Source organism: Pseudoalteromonas xiamenensis (assembly GCF_030994125.1).
GTDB lineage: Bacteria > Pseudomonadota > Gammaproteobacteria > Enterobacterales > Alteromonadaceae > Pseudoalteromonas > Pseudoalteromonas xiamenensis_B.
Genome location: NZ_CP099917.1, coordinates 3,102,218 through 3,122,448, shown reverse-complemented (window position 1 = coordinate 3,122,448; position 20,231 = coordinate 3,102,218). Strand labels below are relative to the sequence as shown.

Below are 20,231 nucleotides of genomic sequence, written 5' to 3'. Positions count from 1 at the left end.
TGTTAAGTCGTTATTTTTTGCGCCACAAAAATGACACTGTATTTTTATACAGCAAATGCTACACTCAATTTTCATAATTAAACACGTAAGGAAAAACCATGTGTACACGCTGTGGCTGGGTAGACGAAACCAAAGTAGATTATGTAGCCTATCATGACGACGAATGGGGAATGCCGGTTTTAGAAGATAATAAACTCTTCGAATTCATTACCCTTGAATCAGCCCAAGCAGGGCTTAGTTGGTACACTATATTGAAAAAGCGTTCAGGATATCGCACTGCATTTTGCCAATTTGATGTAGACCGAGTGGCCAAAATGACCGATGCAGATGTGGAACGTTTGCTTACGTTTGAGGGTATTGTGCGTAATAAAGCCAAAATTGCCGCAACTATTAATAACGCAAAAGCATTCAAACGTGTTCAGGAAGAGTTCGGAAGTTTTGCTCGCTATCAATGGCAATTTGTCAAATTTAGGCCCCTCGTTCGCACCGTAAAATCTAAAGCGGATTATCAAGCGACGAGCGACGAGAGTGATGCTTTCGCAAAAGACCTAAAGAAGCGTGGATTCAAGTTTCTGGGTTCGACAACGGTGTATGCCCATATGCAAGCATGTGGCATGATAAATGACCACCATGATGACTGCTTTAAGAAGAATGAGGTTATCGCTGGGTATGATGAAGCCGCATTTCAAAAATTAGAAAACAAGTCGTAGCTTAGAGCGTTCTCTTCATCATTAGACGTAGTTCACTTTGCTCGGTGTTTAACACTGGACGGAAAGTTTGAGAGAGACGTGTCTAATAGGAAAAAGGAGCTCAAATTACATTGGCGTAAAGTAAAATCTCATGAATTTAATATTCTCGGGTGTTTGAGTACAGCTATCAAACTGCACTCAAACATTGGGCCATAGCCGAAAGTGTTAATCTCTTCCCAAGTTATATTTTTTCATTTTTTCAACGAGGGTTGTTCTGCGAACCCCTAGAATTTCAGCGGCTCTCGCTACAACATAGTCGTATCTCTCAAGCGCTTGCGTGATAAGACTAATTTCTAAATCGGCTAAATACTCTTTAAGATCAATCCCTTCATCAGGTAGCATATCTGCAGGGTAACCGCCGATTGCAGAGGATGCTTCAACTTCATCCACATCCACTGAATCTACATCATAATCACTAAACCCATCACTGAATAGATCGATGAAGGCATTTCGCTCAAGCAATTCTTCAGGATATTCCGGCTCAAATGCTTCCACTTCAATATGCTGATATTTCCGAGGTAAGTCAGATACATCAACCACTTTATCAGGGAACATAATCACCATACGTTCAACTAAGTTCGACAATTCGCGAATGTTGCCAGGCCAGGTGTGGATTTTTAAACTCTCGACGGCGCGCTCAGTAAACTTGACGCTTGTACCACTCATTTCGCTAACGCGTCTTATCAACTCTTTCAAAAGTAATGGAATGTCGTCTGCACGTTCAGATAAGGATGGATTTTCAATAGGAAAAACATTGAGTCGATAATACAAGTCTTCACGGAATTTTCCGCTTTCAATCATGTCTTCCAGATTACGATGTGTCGCTGCAATAACACGAACATCGGCCTGAATTGATTTTGTACCGCCAACTCGCTCGTAGCTTCGCTCTTGCAATACGCGTAATAACTTAACTTGCATTTGCAACGGCATATCACCAATTTCATCTAGAAATAACGTACCACCTTGGGCCAATTCAAACCGCCCTTTTCGAGCCGAAATTGCCCCTGTGAAGGCTCCTTTCTCATGACCGAATAATTCACTTTCTAAAAGCTCACCAGGAATAGCACCACAGTTTACTGGAACAAATGGTCCTTCTCGACGACGTGACAATAAATGTACGTTACGGGCAACCACTTCTTTACCTGTTCCTGATTCACCTAGAATAAGTACGTTTGCATCAGTCTTAGAGACCTGTTCAATCAAGAAACGTACATTCTGCACGGCTGGCGTTTCACCCACTAATCCATCAAATGCTTTAGCGTTACTTTTATCTGCTTTGCCAGGCATTAGACGAACGTACTGCTGGCAATCATGCAAAAGTTGGTTGGTAACTTCATGGCTAAATGGCTCAGCCATTAAACCAATAACGTTGGGTAAGCTTAGAAGAGGTCGCAGCGTTTCACCAATCAGTAAAAACGGAACCGCAGGATTCGATTTGATTAACTGTTCATGATCGACACGATTAAGCGCACCAAGAATGACGATGGTGCCATCCTGATCATCTTTCACGTGTGGCAAAGATGCATTTTCTTCAACCAACTGCACTTTTTCCCCAACAAAGGTAAGGGAAGCACACAGACCGGAAGCTCGATTGTTATTATTATCTATTATCAAAATCATCTTTAACAAACCACAAATGATATTTGTAACTTTTTATTAAATACGATTGTAAGGGACTTCAGCGGGGATGCAAGGCCTAAGTGGCAAGTTTTTGACATAATCGCCAAAAAAATGCCACTTACAACGTTTTAGATCAATTCTTTGAAGTTTATTTTCCCATCAACATCTCTATACTCAATTTTACACCTGATGCTTTCGCTCTACTGAAAGCTTCATACACAGCACTAGTCGGATACATTTTTGCCGATGTTAATGATTTGGTTTCCTTTTCAAACTCGTGAAGAAGAATCGTGCTTTCATCAACTACAAACTCATTAGGTAATTCGAGAGTTGGAATACGTGGTTGTTTTGTAACTAATTCAAATAGTTTAGCGTCATCAGAGTTTAACTCTAAAACTTCCTCTTTGAATTCGTCAGCTACCAATTTATATTTAGGCGTAGTCGTATTTAGTCTTGCTGTTAGTACATTAGGTAAATCGAACTGAGTGATTAGTAAATCCAACATTGCATCGATATGTGCTGACGTACCGAATGCAAAAAAATTCGCTTTTAAGTTTTCAAAAGCCTGAGTTGAAGCTCCCTCGAAGTATTCTAAAGGACATAACTGTTTAGTCATCAAATTATGTAAACGAGGCTGTCTGAAATGCTTGCCAAAACCTTCTAAAGATGGCTTTTCTGATGCTCGCATACAAGTATAAGTATAATCTGAAAGTACTCTAGCAAACGGTTCTCGTAAAAAAGTAACGAGTCTCAATTTGGTTAGGTTTAACTCTGAATGAACACCGAATTTACTATGGGTCGAAATAAGGGATAACTTAGGCGCATGAATTTTAAGCCTTTCCAACTCCTCATCAATGTCAATTCTATATGCATGCATATTCTTGCTTTGCAGAGAGAAACCTAGTGTATTCGAAAAAGTAATTCCACCTGATTTTTCTACGTGATAAAAAAATACCGGTGTAGAGTCTTTTTTTGCATTTAAATGATTTAAATAGATTTTCAAACCATCGCTATTTTCAGATACAAGCGATTGGAACATAGGTACTCCCATTTCAATTCAAATTTTGACTAACACCAAGTCAGATTCTTCCTGAGAAATTCTATCAACTTACGAAAACTCAGGGACGCTTCTACAACAAATTTAAAACGTTTGTAGATGCCTTGCTTGCTTGGGCGTTAATAGCCACCTTAGCTTTTTGCAAAATATCATTTGATACTCTATCAGAAATTACTCTGGCATAATCCGTATCTGATATACGACTTTTACTCGCTTCCACGTTCTCAGCTTGAGTACCTAATGCTCTAATTGTTGAGCTTAGAGTATTTTCAAAAGCACCAAATTTTGCTCGTTCATTACTTATACTATCTTTTATATCATCAACTGAGTCTATTGCAGCTTGGGCTCCAGTTTGTGTTGAAATATCAACATTCATAATACCATTAGCGAAGCTTCCATTAGTAAAAACTGCTGACTTAGAACTCCCTGCTTCCGCACCAATTTGGAAACTTGAAGTTTGACCTGAAAATAATTTAGTACCACCGAAAGTAGTATTTTCAAATGTTTCTGATATTTGAGATTGCAACTGAGCTACCTCATCTTGAAGCGCTAACCTATCACTATCAGTCAATACACCATTCCCAGCTTGAATTGACAACTCTCTAATTCTCTCAACCGCATCACCAACGCCTTGCAACGCGGAATCAGCCGTTTGAGTTAACGAAATACCATCATAGGCATTTCTCACTGCTTGGTTGTAGCCTTCCTGCTTCGAATTCATACGGTTTATGATTTGCAATGCTGAGTTATCATCAGCTGCAGAATTGACTCTTTTTCCTGAACTGATCTGTTTATCTAATTTGTTCGTCAACGAGGTATCAAATACCGGGTTACTATTTTGAATTTTCATCACTTACCTCTCAATCAAAAATCCTACCCACCTAATGCAAAAAATTTCCAGACTGGTTAAGAGAAACCAGTTCTAATTATTTATTGCTAATCAGCCCAAGTAAGAAATCTTAAGATAAGCTAAACTATAGTCCACCCTCCGTCGACACTCAAAGTTTGACCGGTCATGTAGTTTGATAGCTGGCTTGATAAATAACCTATAGCCCCTTTCAAATCCTCTTCCGTTGCCATTCTTTGAAGTGGTACTTTACTGTTGTACCTTTGTTGGAATTCTGTTGGTTGACCTCTTTCTATACCACCTAAAACGATACTGTTCACTCTAATTTTAGGACTGACCACGGCGGCCATCCATCTTGTCATTTGCATCAAACCAGCTTTGCTAGCTGCATAGGCTGCAGGGTTCCCCATATTAGTGCCTGCGTATAAATCCATTTGCGGTCCCACTACTCCATAAATCGAAGAAATATTGATAATCGATTTTAAAGGGTGTTGGAAGTTATCCATCAAAGCACAAACTTTTTGACTGATAACAAACGGAGCAGTCAAGTTTACATCTAGACATGCGCGGAATGTGGATATAGATTGTTCTTGAAACGGGACACACCAGCCTTCAAGGTCACTTGTCCCTACAAAAGCCGCATTGTTAATTAGAATATTGACTTTTCCTTCAGTAATCATTGCAATTTCTGAAATCGCCATTTCAATTTGCTTGTCTTTTGACAAATCACAACAAACCAAAAAAGTATTACTTGATTTTGCAGATACAATTTCCGTTTGCGCAACTTTCAATTTTTCCATGTCATTATCTAACAATATTACATTACCACCCAATTCTATGATGGTTTCTGCTGCAGCTTTTCCTACATACCCAGCACCGCCTGTAATGACAGCCCAAGTTCCGGTTAGGTCTTGTAATTCTCTAAAAGTTTTCATTGTTTACCTTACGCTGACTAATTAGGAAATTTGCAAAATTGAAGTCAAATTCGGTGTCAATATCAACAGCATTTTCACGCGGAACGATTGCTCCTGTGGTGTTACCAGATAACACCCCCGTACCACATTCAATGAATTTTGCAGTGGTTATATAGCCAACAGTCGTTACATCATATGTTTTTGGTACATCTTGCCTACGTACAAATGAACCAGCATCACAAACAAGCTCCAAACAATGCGCTTGATTTAGCTTCACCATATTAAAATAAGGGCTTCGATTCGCATCGGTGATACACAATGCCAAATCGGGCTTTTGATTTTCAAAAACCCTAATTAATTCGATAATATCTTGAAATTCTCTCAGCGGAGAAGTGCATGGCAAACTCAAGAATTCATCATTATCATGCATATCATAATGTTTTTTCAAATATTGAACTGCGTGTTGCCATGCATCCCATTCACTGGCTGTGTCACTAGCTAATTCGGCAGGTCTGTCTATTACACATGCGCCATATTGAAGTGCAACTTTTGCTATTTTTTCATCATCTGTCGAAACAAACACATGACATACATTCGGAATTTTTTTCGCAAGTTCTATGCTATACGCAAGTAAGGGCTTTCCATTAAGTTCTTTAATATTTTTTCCGGGCAATCCTTTAGAACCACCTCTAGCAAAAACAAGTGCAAAGATCTTTTTATTTTTACATATGACCACGTTCAATTTCCTCAATGAATTGCATCACCGCATTTCCTTGTTCCAAGGCATGATTTGAGAGATCACTTTTTTCGATTTTAGATAGAAAAAGCTGCATCATATTCACATAAGGCTGATTTGTACTTTCTTCAACTGAAATCGTTGACTGCAATCGACCATCACTTACTAGGATAGACTGCGCAAGTAAATCCCATTCAATATCCAATTTATCACTTTGAATTAACAGCTTACGTTTTGGAATATAAGAAAGCATATCAAGAGATATATAAAATCCGCAGGTTGAATTTTGGCCTGCAATTTTCGCATTTCCAATAATCTGTGCATAATTTTCACAGTCCATATCCAATAAATTATTATTGATCAATATACTGAACATCTGTTCGGGTTGAATTTCAAACAAACCGATTAAATAATCAATTTCGTGACTTAATTCACGTAAAACTCCACCACCAAGACTTTTTTGCGCAGAGACAGATTTACGATAATCCTTTCCAGTTCTCCAGCTAGGTAAATACTGTCCGACTTGGACCATAAGCTTCCAAATTTCACCTACTTGCTGTTCTCGAAGAATTGATGAAATTTTGGCATAGCCCTTTGTAAATCGAATATCATATCCAAGAAGCACAGGTACTGGGTTTTCTCTATGTAACTTTAATAGTTTACAACTCTGTTTTTCTGTTAGCGAAATAGGTTTTTCAACTAAACATGGGATATTTCGTTTAAAACACATTTCTAAATGTTCAAAATGAAAAGTAGTTGGAGAACAAATCAATGCAAGATGAAATTTTTTAGAATCTATTACACTATGAACATCACTAAAAACTGAAGTCGTTACTTTAAAATCTTCTAAAATCGGGGCTAAAGTTGCTCTTACAATATCGATATGCTTGACTTGTGTCAGTTCAAGTAAATTTCTGATATGTCGAATTGCTATATTGCCATATCCAAAGACTAAAATATTCACTAACAGTCCTAGAAATTTTGAATGAAGTCGAGTTGAGCGCGTTCGAAATCTGCCATTCTTCCTATATCAAGCCAATATTCATGTATTGGAAAAAGTGTCACCTTTTCATCTTTTTTCAAACAATTATTTATTAGGTCTGGCATATCTATAGGTTGCCCTTGTATTAGTCGATTAATGACATCTGGCGATATAACGTAAATACCTGCGTTTACAAAATATTTTTCAATTGGTTTCTCTACGATAGAGGTGACTTTATTTTCTACAGAATTGATCACACCATACGGCACTTGAAATTCATACTCTCTAACACACATAGTAATTTTAGCGTTTTCTGACTCGTGATAGCTCAACAATTCTCTAAAATCGACTTTAGTTAGCAAGTCACCATTCATTAATATTACTGCTTCATTCTGCTTAGGTAATAGACTCAAAGCGCCCCCCGTACCTAAGGGGCTTGACTCTTCAATGTAATTTAAATTAACGCCAAAATCTTGACCATCTTTAAAATGGGTCTTAATTTGGTCAGCCAGATAGTGAACCGAAATGGTAAAGTTTTGGAAACCTGAATTTGAAAAACTTTCGATAATAGTTTCTAAAATCGGCTTGGTGCCAACTTTCAAAAGAGGTTTGGGGCATTGTTCAGTTAATGGACGTAGACGAGTTCCAAATCCTCCAGCCATCAAGAATACTGTATTTGTCTTTTCTTGAATACCGCCTGAAGTTGAAATTTCAATATCGACGACTTGACCAGTTTCATTAATAACAGGAATATAGAGCAGTTTATGTTGATTAAACAGTCGTCTCTTTTGATATGCAGTTGTCTTTACAGTAAATGTAATCGGTGTACTGCACATAAAGTCATCGACTGGGGTATTAATTGTCTTACCAGCGACTATCGCTCTTCGAATATCACCGTCTGTAATAACCCCTTTGAGAATTCCTTGAAAGTCAACTAAACAAACTAATTTATAACTTGAATTGTTCAATGCATCAATTGCTTCCTGCATAGTTGCGGGTACAGATAATATTGAATTTTGCCAAGCTGCTTTCATGAGACACCCCTTTATTTCGTCGCTGTAATACACCATTCTTTGGTAATTAGCTGCTTATTTTCCGTCCTGCTAATATCACCAAAATCAATTTTCGAGAACAGTTTTAACAATGCAGGGATCTCACTCTCATCAGTAAAACGTGTTAACCCCTTACCTGCAATAGGACCGACTTCTGGCAAGTAGCAATTGTGGCTGAGCACTTTACCAGTTTCATCTCCGAGCGTTCCTTTAGCAAATGTACGCGAATATAGTTTTCCTCTAGGTTTCAGAACTCGATGAATTTCCGAATATATATTAACAGCGTCGTCAAAAGGATTATGCGTTATAGCCTCTACATCTATTACTGCATCAAAAGAACAATCGCTATAAGGTAATTTCGTGAAATCACCGCATCGAATTTCTCCGACCCACTCAGGTACCTCAAGATCTAGACGCTGAATTGCTTTATTGACTGCGGTCGGTGAACCTTCGATTGCGAACACGCTGAACCCTTCTCTTGCTATAAACCAAAGGTTAGCTCCAGTCCCACTACCGACCTCCAATATCTTTATATCTTTACGCTCTGCAACGTGGTAGAAATTCCTTGCAATAAATCGTATCACGTCTTCGCCTGGATACTTTCCCCATTCTTGCGATGTAAAAACATCTTCCCATGTACTATCCCATGCCATAGTTTTCACCTGTAGAAAATAATTCGATTAACCGCTTTACCCTGTTGTACATATTTTCTTTTCAAATCTGCATATTTTGAAGTATCGAATATCCACCCTGTGATAACAAAATCATGCTTCCGATCCGAAAAGCCGCTCTTGAAAAACATCAAAGCATCTTCATCACTATTGCTAAGGCCACCTCCTAGATGCATAAACTGAACTCCATTTTTTTGACTTTCGGTAGCCGCAATATGAATACATGCCTGAGTACTTGCATATACCATGCCTATCTTAGTTGAAGCTGAAAGATGATATTCCGCGTAACTTCCCGATTCCAAAATAATACAACCACTTACCAGTTCGTCATGCAGATAAGCGAGGTAAAGCTTAGAGCCAATTAGTTTAGATATGTCGTGAAAATAAGAATTATCATACAAATATTCATCAGTTGCGCCCAGTTCCTTCATACGCTGACTATAGAGTAGTGCAAATGATTGCCACTGTTCATCACTCTCAGCTCGCTTTACTAATACCCCACTTTTCAATGCTTTTCGAATAGCGGTACGAGCTCTGGTTTTATATGAAGGTAATAAATCTGGTATGTTTAAATCGATTGAAACTGTATAGCGATCAAACCAGCTCTCGACTAACAAAGCATTATAATTGTTTAGTAACGGCGTGTTGCGAATGAACCCACACAACACCCCCTTACTTAAAAAAGCATGTTCACATTCACTTTGATAGTTTTTAAGCAATTCTAAATTTGATATATTGGACAATAATCCACCATACCCTCTAGGTGTTTCAAAATCGATAAAACCTTCTTTTGATTTAGTAAGATATCCACTAAGATAATAGAATTGGCCCGCATGCTCTTTCAGGTAAAACACTGATTGCCTTAGCTTTCTTTGTTTTGACTCAATATAAATATATTCTGGGTCTAAAGTTGGATATCTATACCTAGCGGGCAAACGATCAAACCAATTTTTTGCGCTGACTAAATCAATAAACATGGCTCTTAATGATCTCTAGCATTTGAAAAAATTTTTTTTGTTGTTTTCTGGTGCAAGCGGAATGAAAAGGTGGTCAGTTTTTTCTACCAATCCTTTTAGTTTCAGTTCATCGCTAATCGGCCAAAAATATGGTAAGTAAATCGATTCTTTTACCAGCTCCTTTTTGATTTGGTCATACGCGTGGCTATTTATCTGTATAGGATAAAAACAAGCAAAGCTAGGTTTGAAGCTTCTGTTTTGGGAATAACTTGCAACTACTTCTAGTCGATTAAGTCGTTCAATGAGTCCATGTATACTTTTTCCTAAGCTTTTTGAAACATTCAGTGCAAACCCATCTGTTGTTGTTTCGATTTCAGTACTCTTATCTATTATTTTTTCTCCTAAAAGCAAATGATCCAAGTACTCATGTTCGAGCACAATATCGTGAGATTTACTTTCAATGTACCTCTGTTTTAACCTTAGCCCGGTCATCTTGTGCTTACTAAATTCATTTTGCCTATTAAAAATCACATCGTTAATCTGAGGATAAGTAAAGTTAGAAACCAAAACACTACCTTCAGCACAAGGAAATATTTTCCTAAAACTATTAAAACCAATCTGCTTATTCGACGAGTCATGAAATGCTTCATCAACGCTAGGAAGGAAAACACAATCATGAATAATCAAAAGGTTATTTGGCAAACCTATAGGAAGGTTCGTCAATTTCCCGAAATAGTGAACTACATAAAGACAATCGAACTTTTCAAAATCAATACCATTCAAATCTATCTCAAAATCATTTGAAACGGAGTATAGTTGTATTTGAGCATGCGTTTTCTCAAACTCGTTAAAAACTACTGGACACACATAATTGGGAATTAATATTCTTGGTGTGGAACCTAAGATTTCTATTATTCTTCTCAACGAACTTCGACCTGAGGCAAACAGTTCACTGTGTCGAAATGGAGATGTTAGCTCGCCACCAAAAATAGCCATGTACTAATCAACCTCCCTTAAAGAAATTGGCTGATCCGCAAGATAGCTATTTTTTGCAACTTTTCCTATTACCTCGAAGACATGCATCGGATTTATACCACCCACACCAGTCCGTTTTGCGACGAAGTCTTCTATACAAAACACAGTGCCAGCTTTTATATCACGAGCAGCTACCAAGAACTTTCTTGCTATATCAATATTATCGGCTTCACTTTGAGTAACTTTTTTAGTTTTAGAGCCGAGAGCTAATTCAATATGTCGAATTTCTTTAACCATTCTTGACAATTCTTCAGGTTCTAGAGACGCTTGGTGGTCAGGTCCTGGCAGTAAGCGAGATAATGTAAAGTGCTTCTCAATTATTTTTGCACCGAGTGCCACCGCAGCAACCGCAACTTCCGTACCAGCAGTATGGTCAGAGTATCCTATATCGCATAACAACTCTTCGTGTAATAGACTGAGCGCCGCCAAATTGACGTCTCCAAACGGGGTTGGGTACTGAGTGTTACAATGTAAAACTGTAAGATTCGAAATTCTACCATGTTGATTTAAAAGATTAATGGCTTGCTTTATTTCGTCAAGAGTAGACATCCCTGTCGACAAAATAACATTAATCTCATGTTTCGCGATTTCATCTAATAAGAAATAGTTTGTAATTTCACCTGATGGGATTTTTATGGTGTCTAAACCGAGCTCAAGTAAAAATGCTAAGCTTTCCAAATCAAATGGTGTACATAAATATTTAATATTTTTATGAGAGCAATAGGCCTTCAGTTGTCTATGTTGTTCAAATGAAAGCTCTAACTTTTTCACCATCTCTAACTGAGACTCTGACTGGCCTGTGGTTTCCTTCTGGTACTGAGCCTTTTCCGCTGTTTTGCATATCACAGATTCCGATTTGAAAATTTGGAACTTAATATAATCAGCACCGCTTTGAGCCGCGATATCAACTAACTGTTTCGCCATATCAAAGCTACCATTATGATTAACACCAGCTTCTGCAATAATTAGGGTTTTATTCATCTTTATCCTCGAGGTCATGAAACCTTTTTATACCTTCAATGGGGAATTTGGTATTCCTCAAAACATTGACAACTTTGCTTACCGTATTCCCGTCTCCATAAGGGTTTTCGGCAGTTTTTGCAATTTCTTGATAATCATCGTTCATTGCCAGTTTAAGCTTTATTCTTATTTCTCGAGGATCAAATCCGCAGTCAATAACATTACGTCCTTTTAATCTCCCAGATTGCCGAGAACCGATATTCAAAGTTACTTTTCCAAAACAAGGAGCTTCAACTAATCCACTGGAAGAGTTTCCAATGACAAGTTTACACAAATGAAGAGCCGACAAATAACGTCTGAAACCTAAAGAGGACACAAGTTTAACCCTATCTCTGTTTCTTTCTTCAAACGCTTTCAGTTGTTCAAGAAGTACCTCTCCACCAATGTCAAAATTAGGAAATGTAATCAAATATTGAAGTTTACTCTCAGTTTCAAGAACATCTAATATTCGTGATAATTGCATTTCTGGAGTCAAGCCTAGTTCTTGCACGACCGGATGGAAAGTAAAGAGCGCGAAAGATTCGCTTAACTCGAATCCAATACTTTGGCTCAATTCGGAAATGTTCATCATCGGGGTTTTTTTTAAATGCTCTAGTCCCGGCTCACCAACGTTAAAAATTCGGTCTGGCGCTTCTCCTAGTTGCCGAACTCTTTGTGCGTGCTTTTTGTTTGATACGAAGTGAAAATGAGATAGTTTGGTTATTGTATGTCGGATTACATCATCAATCACACCCTGTGTAATTTCACCACCTGAAAAGTGAGCTATTGGTACAGACATAAGAGCTGCAGCAGAAGCTATACCAAGCAATTCATAGCGATCACCCATAATGATTAATAAATCAGGGCGATGTCGAGAAAATACATCTGCAAAACTTAGCATACCATGGGCTGATGATTTCGTTTTAGCTGTATCTGAAACACCAGAAAACATAATTTCAACTATTTCTGTTATTTTAATTCCTTCTTGCTCGATTTCTTTAAGCGTGTATCCTTGCTCTACCGAAAGGTGATTTCCCGTGACAATCAATTGAAAATTAAATAAAGTAGAGTCCTGTAGTGCCTTTATAAGCCAATAAAACAGGCCAAATTCAGCTCTAGATGTTGTAACCAACATTATCTTTGGTCTCGAATCAACTTGTACGGTCATATTAAGATCTTTTAAATTTATATTTCGTATGATTTATCATATTATACAACGTAAATAAACTCACCTTTCCGAACTAGTTGCCCTAAGATAAAGTTGAATGGCTTTTTTGATTTAGCTAATCTAATTTTTTAATATTACGATTTTGAATCTCGCATTTTTTTAAGTTAATCGCCTAAATAATTAATAGCCGCATCTACAAAACACTCTCTTTGAGTCAAAAATTTGAGCTAATAGCCTCTCACAAATTGAAAAGATGATATGTGATTTTATAATGCACCACCTTTTAAAAAGATTGGCTACATTCTGACTGAACTAGGCAAGTTAACAACATGTTTGGCCAACCATTGGCTGACACTTAATCTCCCACACATGCAACTACTAAACATAGGCAACTCGTTCATCAATGTCCAAATCGGCCGAGTCATGACATTGTGTTGGTTCGTAGTTTCCAACAAATACTTTTTTGATGACTCGTCTGGACATATAATTGCATTCAACCAATAGTTAGATCTACAGTTAAGTGGCTCATTTACAAATTTGTACTCTGATTTGCTAAAAAACTGCCGATATTCATTCGCTAACTCTCTCTTATTTAAAAGAATCATCTCAATTTTTTCCATCTGAGCACACCCAAGAGCAGCATTGATATTTGGTAATCTAAAATTGAAGCCTATTTCATCATGATAGTATTCATATTGATGCTGAACTTTTGCTGTTGTTGTTAAGTGTTTAATCCTTTTACCGGTATCTTTAGACTGACATAAGATTGCGCCTCCACCTCCTGTGGTAATGATTTTGTTTCCATTAAAGCTCACAGCACCGTAATCACCAAATGTTCCTGTGTGTTTACCTTTATAGAAGGATCCTAAACTTTCTGCTGCATCTTCAACTAACGCGATATTCCATGACCGACAAATTTGACTAATTCTATCTATTTCAACAGGATGACCGAATGTATGCATTGGCACTACGGCTCTAACAACTTGCTTTGTTTTCTTGAGCCGACATTTATGTTCTCCATCCAAATATGCATTTTCAATTAAGAATTCTTGGAGAGCATCAGGACTCAGCCCTAAGGTATTTGCTGAAACATCTACGAATGCGGGGGCTGCACCTAACTGTACAATTGCATTGCAAGTCGCAACGAATGTTAGAGCTTGAGTTATAACTACATCATTCCGTTCGATTCCAGCAGCGTATAGCGCACATAGTAAGGCTGATGTCCCATTTACTGTCGCTACGGCCTTTGCGCACCCTGAGTAGCTTTCAATATTTTGCTCAAAAAGATCTACATATTGACCAACGCTAGATACAAATGTTGATTCTATCGTCTTAATAACATAGTCTTTTTCCCTCTGCGAAAAGTAAGGCTGATGTAGAGGTATAAATTCGCTTGAACTATATTGTTCTCGTATAAACTCTATGAGCTCTGTGACAATATTCATTACATTTTTTCTTCTAACGAACGCAGCTTTTCGATATGAGCAAATTCAGGTAACAGTCGCTCAAAGGCATCGATCAATTGCCTTTTAGTCCACGACTTATTTTGACGTAATTTCAAAATATCTTTTTCAAAAATTTCCAGAAGATCTGGATTGAATTCGAGCGATTGCTTTATCACGCCTATATGATTAAACGTATCCAGATCTAACACTTCTGAATCAGTAAAAAACTCTTCGAATTCTTTCTCGCCAGACGTATTGGAACGAGAAAACACACATGGCCATTTGCCTTTGGGCGCATTTTTCATTACGGCTCTTGCTTCCTCCTCATTTTCACAAAGTAATACTTCTAAATCCCTTGATTCTAAATATCGCTTTGCAACATCTGAAAGTGTTTGTAGTCTCAATTCACCTTTGACTTTAGGGAAATAGATATCCAAATTACTACCAAATAGACATGATAATAGGCACAGTTGACCGGATTCTTGTTCCGTGACAAAGAAACGCTGAATGTCAGAAGGGGCTGCAATTGGCTGCTTTTTTTGAGTCTCATGTCGAATCCATAAAGCAAAGATCCATCACTAAACGCAACATTTGCGAATCGAGCCATAGACACATCTAAATTACAACTTTCCCGCATGAGGAAAAGTTCCATTATTCGCTTGGATGCCCCCATCATATTTACAGGATTAGCAGCTTTGTCCGTAGAAACACTAAAGTACTTTCTTGCATTCAAAGAGACCGCTTGACGGTGAGCCTGTACTGTATAGAATATATTAGTGTAAATCATTCGCATTAATGTATATGGATCTTTTTCATTTCTAACATGTTTCAATGCTGAAAGATTTAGCACAAAATCATAATGACCGACATCTCGCATTAATGCTTCAAACTCAAGCGAACCTATATCTAGGGTAAATGTCCTAAAGTCGCCTGAAATATATCCAACTGACGAACGTATATCTCTAACAAGCTCCACCAGATTGTTTTCAGATAAATCTACAACATGTAGACAAATTGGATTTCGATGAAAAATCTCTTTAGTAACAGCCTGTCCAATCGTACCGGCTCCCCCTAAAACTAAGAAGCGGGAACTACTAACTACTTCCATTAAATATTGCTCACGTTCCAGAATGTCCTCTGTAAACAAAGCTCGGCTTCTACCTAAAATGGAAAGTAACTCACTCATCTTATTTTACTCTTTATTTGAGTCGGAATCGTATTCGCGCAATAGTTCATGCACCCAATCACACTTGGTATACCAATTTTTACGAAAGTCATTTCGAACTTCTTTAAGAAAATCCATCCAAACAGCAAACGATATTTTGAATTTCTTCAAACAATATACTTCTGAATCATAAAAATAAAGAACAGTTATCAACGGACAGTGGGTATATATTAATGTACCTTTTAATAAATGGTAAATCTGTGGTTGCTTACTCTTTTTGTAAGCTTCAATAAGTCGCTGTTGAGCAATCAAAATTGCGGTGGCCTCTTGCCTGGATTGATAAGGGCGATTACCGATGTCAATCAAATGATCTATCACACTTTCGAACTCATCAATGCCTAATGAAGCTTCAATATCGCCCAACTCAAGGGGCATAAACAGTTCCGACTTAATACGTTCAATTAAAGAAGGTTTGTCTATGGAATTCATCAAAGGCAACAGGTCGTCCTCATGAAGAGGCAGCGCCTTGTTGATTTTCGCACCATCTCCAACATTATAAATGGCATATTCGTTTGACAATGGTTTAGTCAATAGCTCAAAACTTGCTTTTGACATACTCATTAAAGATGTCGTCTGAATTTCACCGCCAAAATTACCTTCCAACGTTAATCCAGAACTTTTGACTTCAGGAAACTTATCTTTATTTTTTGCATCGCTATACACACTATGCGATGCATGAGTCTTATTTGAATCGACAAATCCATTATCGACACCAAACAAATATATCTCCTTAAAACCAATAGTTAGGGCATAGGAGAAAGAGGTATTAGATACCATTGGACCACTAGCCTGCAAAATGGAAACTAGTCGTTTCATTTTTAATCCAGTTTGCAACCTAAGAAAAACAGACGATGCTTCAGGCCCTTTTAATCCCAAACCACTCCATGCATATAAATCAGTTAGGTCGGGATAGAGAACGTCTACCCCTAAAAAGTTGATTTCTTTATAACCGCCTTCGGGACTGAGCTGTAGTTGAGCAACATAGGCATCTTTCGGACGTTCTACTAAAACGTGAAAATCAGGTTTAATATCAGCCCTTAATAAAGTTTGTAAAGCGGTACCAGAAGCAAATATAACCGCTTTATCCTGATTTTCTCTAATAAACTCTAGAGACTCATCTAAAGACGGACCATTGCCAACGACAAATGCTGGAATATTTTCTAACCAATTTCGCGCTTCATTGCTAGCAAATAAAAAGGGAGTCTGCTTTTTGACGTGATGTATAGCATGAGACAACCCCGTTATTGCATCATTATAAAACCCGTACCCTTGATGAAATCGATAATAATTGGCGAAAAATGCTTTGATCAGTTTATTCAGTTCAATTGAAGGGTAATGTTGGTAACAAAACGCGTTGATTATTGAAAACGCGCCAACGTCCGCCGTTAAAGCAAATAAATCAGTGAAGAAGTCTTCGTAGCTACTACCTACCGTAATAAACAACGACTTACCCGCTTCATCTATATCATATATAATTCTATCCCATTCAATACAGAAAAGACTCGCAAAAAACAGTTCAAAATCGGGTTCTGTAATAAACAAAAAGTCAAACGAATGCTTTTCTAAAAGTAAGGGGATGTGATAGCCCAATCCGATTCCAAAAATCATAGCTGACGGGAATACTTCTGGAAGTGTTTTTAAGATAGGTTGTTCAGGGTCCGTTACGCAGAGTTGCTGAAACAGTTTTTCCATATGTTTCATATGAATACGACTTTCGGAACTATCATCTAGACTAACTGGGCCTGTAGCAAAATAATCAGTACGTCCAAAGTGAGCATCCTTTGTATATCTTTCAATCTGCTCACGGCTTTGTGTTATAGGATCGTTATCATAGAGAGGGACAGGGCTGTCTTTAGGAATAAAGTTTCCATGCTTAGAAATCGTCACATCGATTTTAAAGTCTTCACGAGGTTGATAATCCTTTACGGAATCAGCAAGTTTGGGAAAATACTTCTCAAGGGCTATTAGGTTTTTGTTAAACCTATTATTCGCCTCCAGAGCGAAATCTTGTTCATTTTGGTTTTGTTCTGCAATTGAATTTAGTTTTGCTTCTACTTCTGCTACCAAAGCGTCGATATCTAAATCATCTTTGCTAACCATTTCTTCACCTTCAATTTTTGCTACGCTAATTACGTTTTATAGTTTCTTATAGGCTGAAGCAACTTTTTTACCAGTTTGATACTTCAAAAGCTCTTTTTTAGTTGTGTCTTTCTTTTTGGCTACTTTGGATGTGGCAGAGGCAAGTAAATATATTAGCGATTGAAGTTGCTCATAATCTTCAGAATTTAATATTATATTCTTAATCTCAATGTGCAACGATTTAGATATGCCGCTGCACAAATCTAGGTCTTCAGTTTCTATTGCTTTTTCCAACTGACTTAAAAGACTATTGGCTTCTATAAACTTATCGTCCTGTTGCACTTACATACTCTCCTGATTGAAGAGTTTGGTGTCTAACATCAGCAGGTATTGCATCCCAAGCAGATTTAATTTCTTTAAGCAACATAGACACTTCATCTAAATATGCGCTATTGTTTTCAACTGAAGCGTCAACTAACTTATCGAGCATATAACTGTATAAAGCATACAGATTCTCTGTAACTTCACCACCTACTTCGAAATCTAAACAGCCACGCAGTGCTTCTATGATTGAGGACGCTTTAGATATATGCTCTGCTTTAGCCTCTAACAGCTTTTTGTCGATAGCAACTTTCCCAAGAACGAGTCGCTCTAATGCCCCTGCCATCAACATCTGGATAATTTCGTATCGGTCAGCACCAGCAATTCTAGTTTTAAGCGCTTCTTTTTGATAATTTTTTACTTTGGCATTATACATATTCTTCAACCTCTTTATGATTTGGCTTTAGTAAAGCCAGGTAAGTTTGCTAACTGAGCACCTAAATATGCCTGAGTTTGCTGCATTTGAGCCAACAAAACATCCAGTCCTGCATACTTCTTACGTAAACCAGCTTCCAAATCAGCCATCCGTTGATCCAAACTGAGTTTATCATCTCCAACATCCTTAATTTGAACATTGAGATTATCCTCTCGCTTTTTGATTAGCCCGTCAGAATCTAAGTAGTTAGCAAGTAGAGTTTCCATTTTCTTGGCAACTCCATTTTCACCAGCAAAAGCCTTGCCAATATTATCAAAGTTATCATCCATTGCCTCGCTCAAACTCCGGACTAGTGACGATTTCTCTAGGTAATTCTCTTTTTTTACGCCAATACCAATATCAAATATCGATTCAAATGGACCTGCATCTGTCAATGTAGAAGATAATGTACCTATTAATTGATCACTCAAAGACCTCATTGAAGCATCACCATTAAGCGGCTTACCTATTCTCGTCTGAAGTCCTATTTGACCTATCAAATTATTGTAATTAGTAATAAACTCATCAACTAATGTAGATATACTATCTCTATCATATCCGATTGTAAGCTTCGCAGTATCTAATACCCCGGCATTATCCTCACTCACCTGCACAGCTTTGATTGTCATATCTTGAACTGCATCTTTAAATGTATTAGAGGAGCTAGTTACATCCAACCCATCAATACTTATAATTGCGTTTTGTGCTTTGTCCTTTGTCTGATCAATCGTCATCCCACCTGAGGGATTTAGTGTAGCATCATAAGTTTCTATCGCATCGAGCTCAGAGCTATCACTCGTTATTACTAAATCATTATCTTCGCCAGTAATACTAGAGGTAAGTACCAACTTGGAGCCAGCTGTACCGCCTGTATTTACAATATTTGCCGTTACACCAAAATTTGTTTCAGACGAGTTAATAGCATCTCGAAGTTCAGAAAGCGTCATACCTGCTGTTACATCAAGATCGAATGTTTTATCCGGCCCTGCTGCAAACGTCAATTTACCGCCAGAAGCCGAAACTACCGCATTCGAATCACTAAAGGCACCATCGGCGGATACAGCTCTGCTACCTTGGGCTAGTTGTTTCACCGCAACTTTAAAACTACCCACAGAAATATCAGAAGTTGGCGTAACAGAAATAAGGTCTCCGGATGAAGGTTGCTTTATGTCCGCAGTTCTTTTTCCAAAGTTTTCAATATCAGCCAGTTTTTTTATCGTGGTTTGGAGTTTAGAAATAGCCGATTTGACTTCGCCTAATGAGGATAGCTCAACCTTTAAAGAATCTTCTTTTTTCAGCAAACTCTGAAGTTTGGGTGTACGCTCAGCTGAAATTGAAGCAGAAATGATGCTTTCAAGATCCAAACCTGAACCAATCCCAGCAGATGTAATTAATGGCATACTAAACTCCTATTGGCTTATGCTGACTGGTTAAAAAGCAGCCCTTTACCTGATAATTTATCGGCAAGCTCGTCTAAAGCCTTAGCAACTTCGCGGAATTCTTTCGAAGGGATTTCGCGAATAACTTCTTCGTTTTCTTTGTCTACAACACGAATAAACGGAGGATCACCGGACTCATCAAACTCAAAAGATAAATTTGTTGATGTTACAGGTATATACTTGTTCAATTTTTCGAGATTTTCTTTAACCTCTGCAATTAACGTACCATCAGACAAGGCTGATTTAGTCTTGGCTTTAGCTTCGTCTTCCACACCAAAACCATTAGATTTTTCTACAGCATCAATGGGGCGCAGCGTTACGCTTTGCTTGTCATCTCTTTGCCCTAATTGCAATTCCACGGGGCTATGAGAAGGAGTAACTGCGACTTCTTTCATAGAGAGCCTCCAGAATACAAATCACCATATTAGAGTATAGGCCAAATCCAGGCAAATTGGGCCTGA

Annotated in this window: 19 protein-coding genes and 1 pseudogene; 1 reads left to right on the top strand and 19 read right to left on the bottom strand. The window is 37.9% G+C overall.

The window, feature by feature from the left end:
• Window positions 1-98: 98 nt before the first annotated feature.
• Window positions 99-710 carry a DNA-3-methyladenine glycosylase I gene (locus NI389_RS14455; RefSeq protein ID WP_308360554.1) on the top strand — a complete coding sequence of 204 codons (612 nt, stop codon included), beginning with the start codon at window positions 99-101 and terminating at the stop codon, window positions 708-710.
• Window positions 711-914: 204 nt separating this feature from the next.
• Here NI389_RS14455 and NI389_RS14450 read toward each other — a convergent pair whose 3' ends face one another.
• From NI389_RS14450 to NI389_RS14360, 19 genes and pseudogenes are all read right to left on the bottom strand, one after another.
• Window positions 915-2,369, bottom strand: a complete 1,455-nt coding sequence (locus NI389_RS14450) for a sigma-54 dependent transcriptional regulator (RefSeq protein WP_308360553.1) — start codon at window positions 2,367-2,369, stop codon at window positions 915-917.
• Window positions 2,370-2,517: 148 nt separating this feature from the next.
• A complete protein-coding gene (locus NI389_RS14445) occupies window positions 2,518-3,408 on the bottom strand; it encodes a sulfotransferase family 2 domain-containing protein (RefSeq protein WP_308360552.1) in 891 nt (296 codons plus the stop codon).
• A gap of 91 nt (window positions 3,409-3,499) precedes the next feature.
• On the bottom strand, window positions 3,500-4,276 hold the full coding sequence (locus NI389_RS14440; RefSeq protein ID WP_308360551.1) for a flagellin N-terminal helical domain-containing protein: 777 nt from the start codon (window positions 4,274-4,276) through the stop codon (window positions 3,500-3,502).
• Window positions 4,277-4,395: 119 nt separating this feature from the next.
• On the bottom strand, window positions 4,396-5,208 hold the full coding sequence (locus NI389_RS14435; RefSeq protein ID WP_308360550.1) for an SDR family oxidoreductase: 813 nt from the start codon (window positions 5,206-5,208) through the stop codon (window positions 4,396-4,398).
• Complete coding sequence (locus tag NI389_RS14430) at window positions 5,195-5,923, bottom strand: acylneuraminate cytidylyltransferase family protein (protein WP_308360549.1); 729 nt, start codon at window positions 5,921-5,923, stop codon at window positions 5,195-5,197. Before NI389_RS14430 ends, NI389_RS14435 begins: the two co-directional genes overlap by 14 nt.
• Window positions 5,910-6,887: a Gfo/Idh/MocA family protein gene (locus tag NI389_RS14425; RefSeq protein WP_308360548.1), complete on the bottom strand. Its 978-nt coding sequence runs from the start codon at window positions 6,885-6,887 to the stop codon at window positions 5,910-5,912. The genes NI389_RS14430 and NI389_RS14425 overlap by 14 nt, the downstream gene beginning before the upstream one ends.
• An 8-nt stretch (window positions 6,888-6,895) precedes the next feature.
• Window positions 6,896-7,939, bottom strand: a complete 1,044-nt coding sequence (locus tag NI389_RS14420; protein WP_308360547.1) for a nucleotidyltransferase family protein — start codon at window positions 7,937-7,939, stop codon at window positions 6,896-6,898.
• 11 nt (window positions 7,940-7,950) lie between these two features.
• On the bottom strand, window positions 7,951-8,610 hold the full coding sequence (locus tag NI389_RS14415; RefSeq protein WP_308360546.1) for a class I SAM-dependent methyltransferase: 660 nt from the start codon (window positions 8,608-8,610) through the stop codon (window positions 7,951-7,953).
• A 5-nt stretch (window positions 8,611-8,615) separates the two neighbouring features.
• The gene (locus NI389_RS14410; protein WP_308360545.1) at window positions 8,616-9,605 is read right to left on the bottom strand and encodes a hypothetical protein; all 990 of its coding nucleotides are present in this window, start codon (window positions 9,603-9,605) and stop codon (window positions 8,616-8,618) included.
• A gap of 15 nt (window positions 9,606-9,620) precedes the next feature.
• Window positions 9,621-10,580, bottom strand: coding sequence for a hypothetical protein (locus tag NI389_RS14405; RefSeq protein ID WP_308360544.1), 960 nt, complete (start codon window positions 10,578-10,580; stop codon window positions 9,621-9,623).
• 3 nt (window positions 10,581-10,583) lie between these two features.
• On the bottom strand, window positions 10,584-11,600 hold the full coding sequence (gene neuB, locus NI389_RS14400; protein WP_308360543.1) for an N-acetylneuraminate synthase: 1,017 nt from the start codon (window positions 11,598-11,600) through the stop codon (window positions 10,584-10,586).
• Window positions 11,593-12,786 carry a UDP-N-acetylglucosamine 2-epimerase gene (gene neuC, locus NI389_RS14395; protein ID WP_308360542.1) on the bottom strand — a complete coding sequence of 398 codons (1,194 nt, stop codon included), beginning with the start codon at window positions 12,784-12,786 and terminating at the stop codon, window positions 11,593-11,595. Before neuC ends, neuB begins: the two co-directional genes overlap by 8 nt.
• A 296-nt stretch (window positions 12,787-13,082) precedes the next feature.
• The gene (locus NI389_RS14390) at window positions 13,083-14,225 is read right to left on the bottom strand and encodes a LegC family aminotransferase (protein WP_308362567.1); all 1,143 of its coding nucleotides are present in this window, start codon (window positions 14,223-14,225) and stop codon (window positions 13,083-13,085) included.
• Window positions 14,226-14,230: 5 nt separating this feature from the next.
• Window positions 14,231-15,417 (bottom strand): annotated as a pseudogene (locus tag NI389_RS14385) (polysaccharide biosynthesis protein).
• Between the two features lie 6 nt (window positions 15,418-15,423).
• Window positions 15,424-17,556: a motility associated factor glycosyltransferase family protein gene (locus NI389_RS14380; RefSeq protein ID WP_308360541.1), complete on the bottom strand. Its 2,133-nt coding sequence runs from the start codon at window positions 17,554-17,556 to the stop codon at window positions 15,424-15,426.
• Window positions 17,557-17,592: 36 nt separating this feature from the next.
• On the bottom strand, window positions 17,593-17,877 hold the full coding sequence (locus NI389_RS14375; protein ID WP_308360540.1) for a hypothetical protein: 285 nt from the start codon (window positions 17,875-17,877) through the stop codon (window positions 17,593-17,595).
• On the bottom strand, window positions 17,861-18,292 hold the full coding sequence (fliS, locus tag NI389_RS14370; protein WP_308360539.1) for a flagellar export chaperone FliS: 432 nt from the start codon (window positions 18,290-18,292) through the stop codon (window positions 17,861-17,863). The genes NI389_RS14375 and fliS overlap by 17 nt, the downstream gene beginning before the upstream one ends.
• Before the next feature lie 14 nt (window positions 18,293-18,306).
• Complete coding sequence (fliD, locus tag NI389_RS14365) at window positions 18,307-19,731, bottom strand: flagellar filament capping protein FliD (protein WP_308360538.1); 1,425 nt, start codon at window positions 19,729-19,731, stop codon at window positions 18,307-18,309.
• 17 nt (window positions 19,732-19,748) lie between these two features.
• Complete coding sequence (locus NI389_RS14360; RefSeq protein ID WP_308360537.1) at window positions 19,749-20,165, bottom strand: flagellar protein FlaG; 417 nt, start codon at window positions 20,163-20,165, stop codon at window positions 19,749-19,751.
• Window positions 20,166-20,231 lie beyond the last annotated feature (66 nt).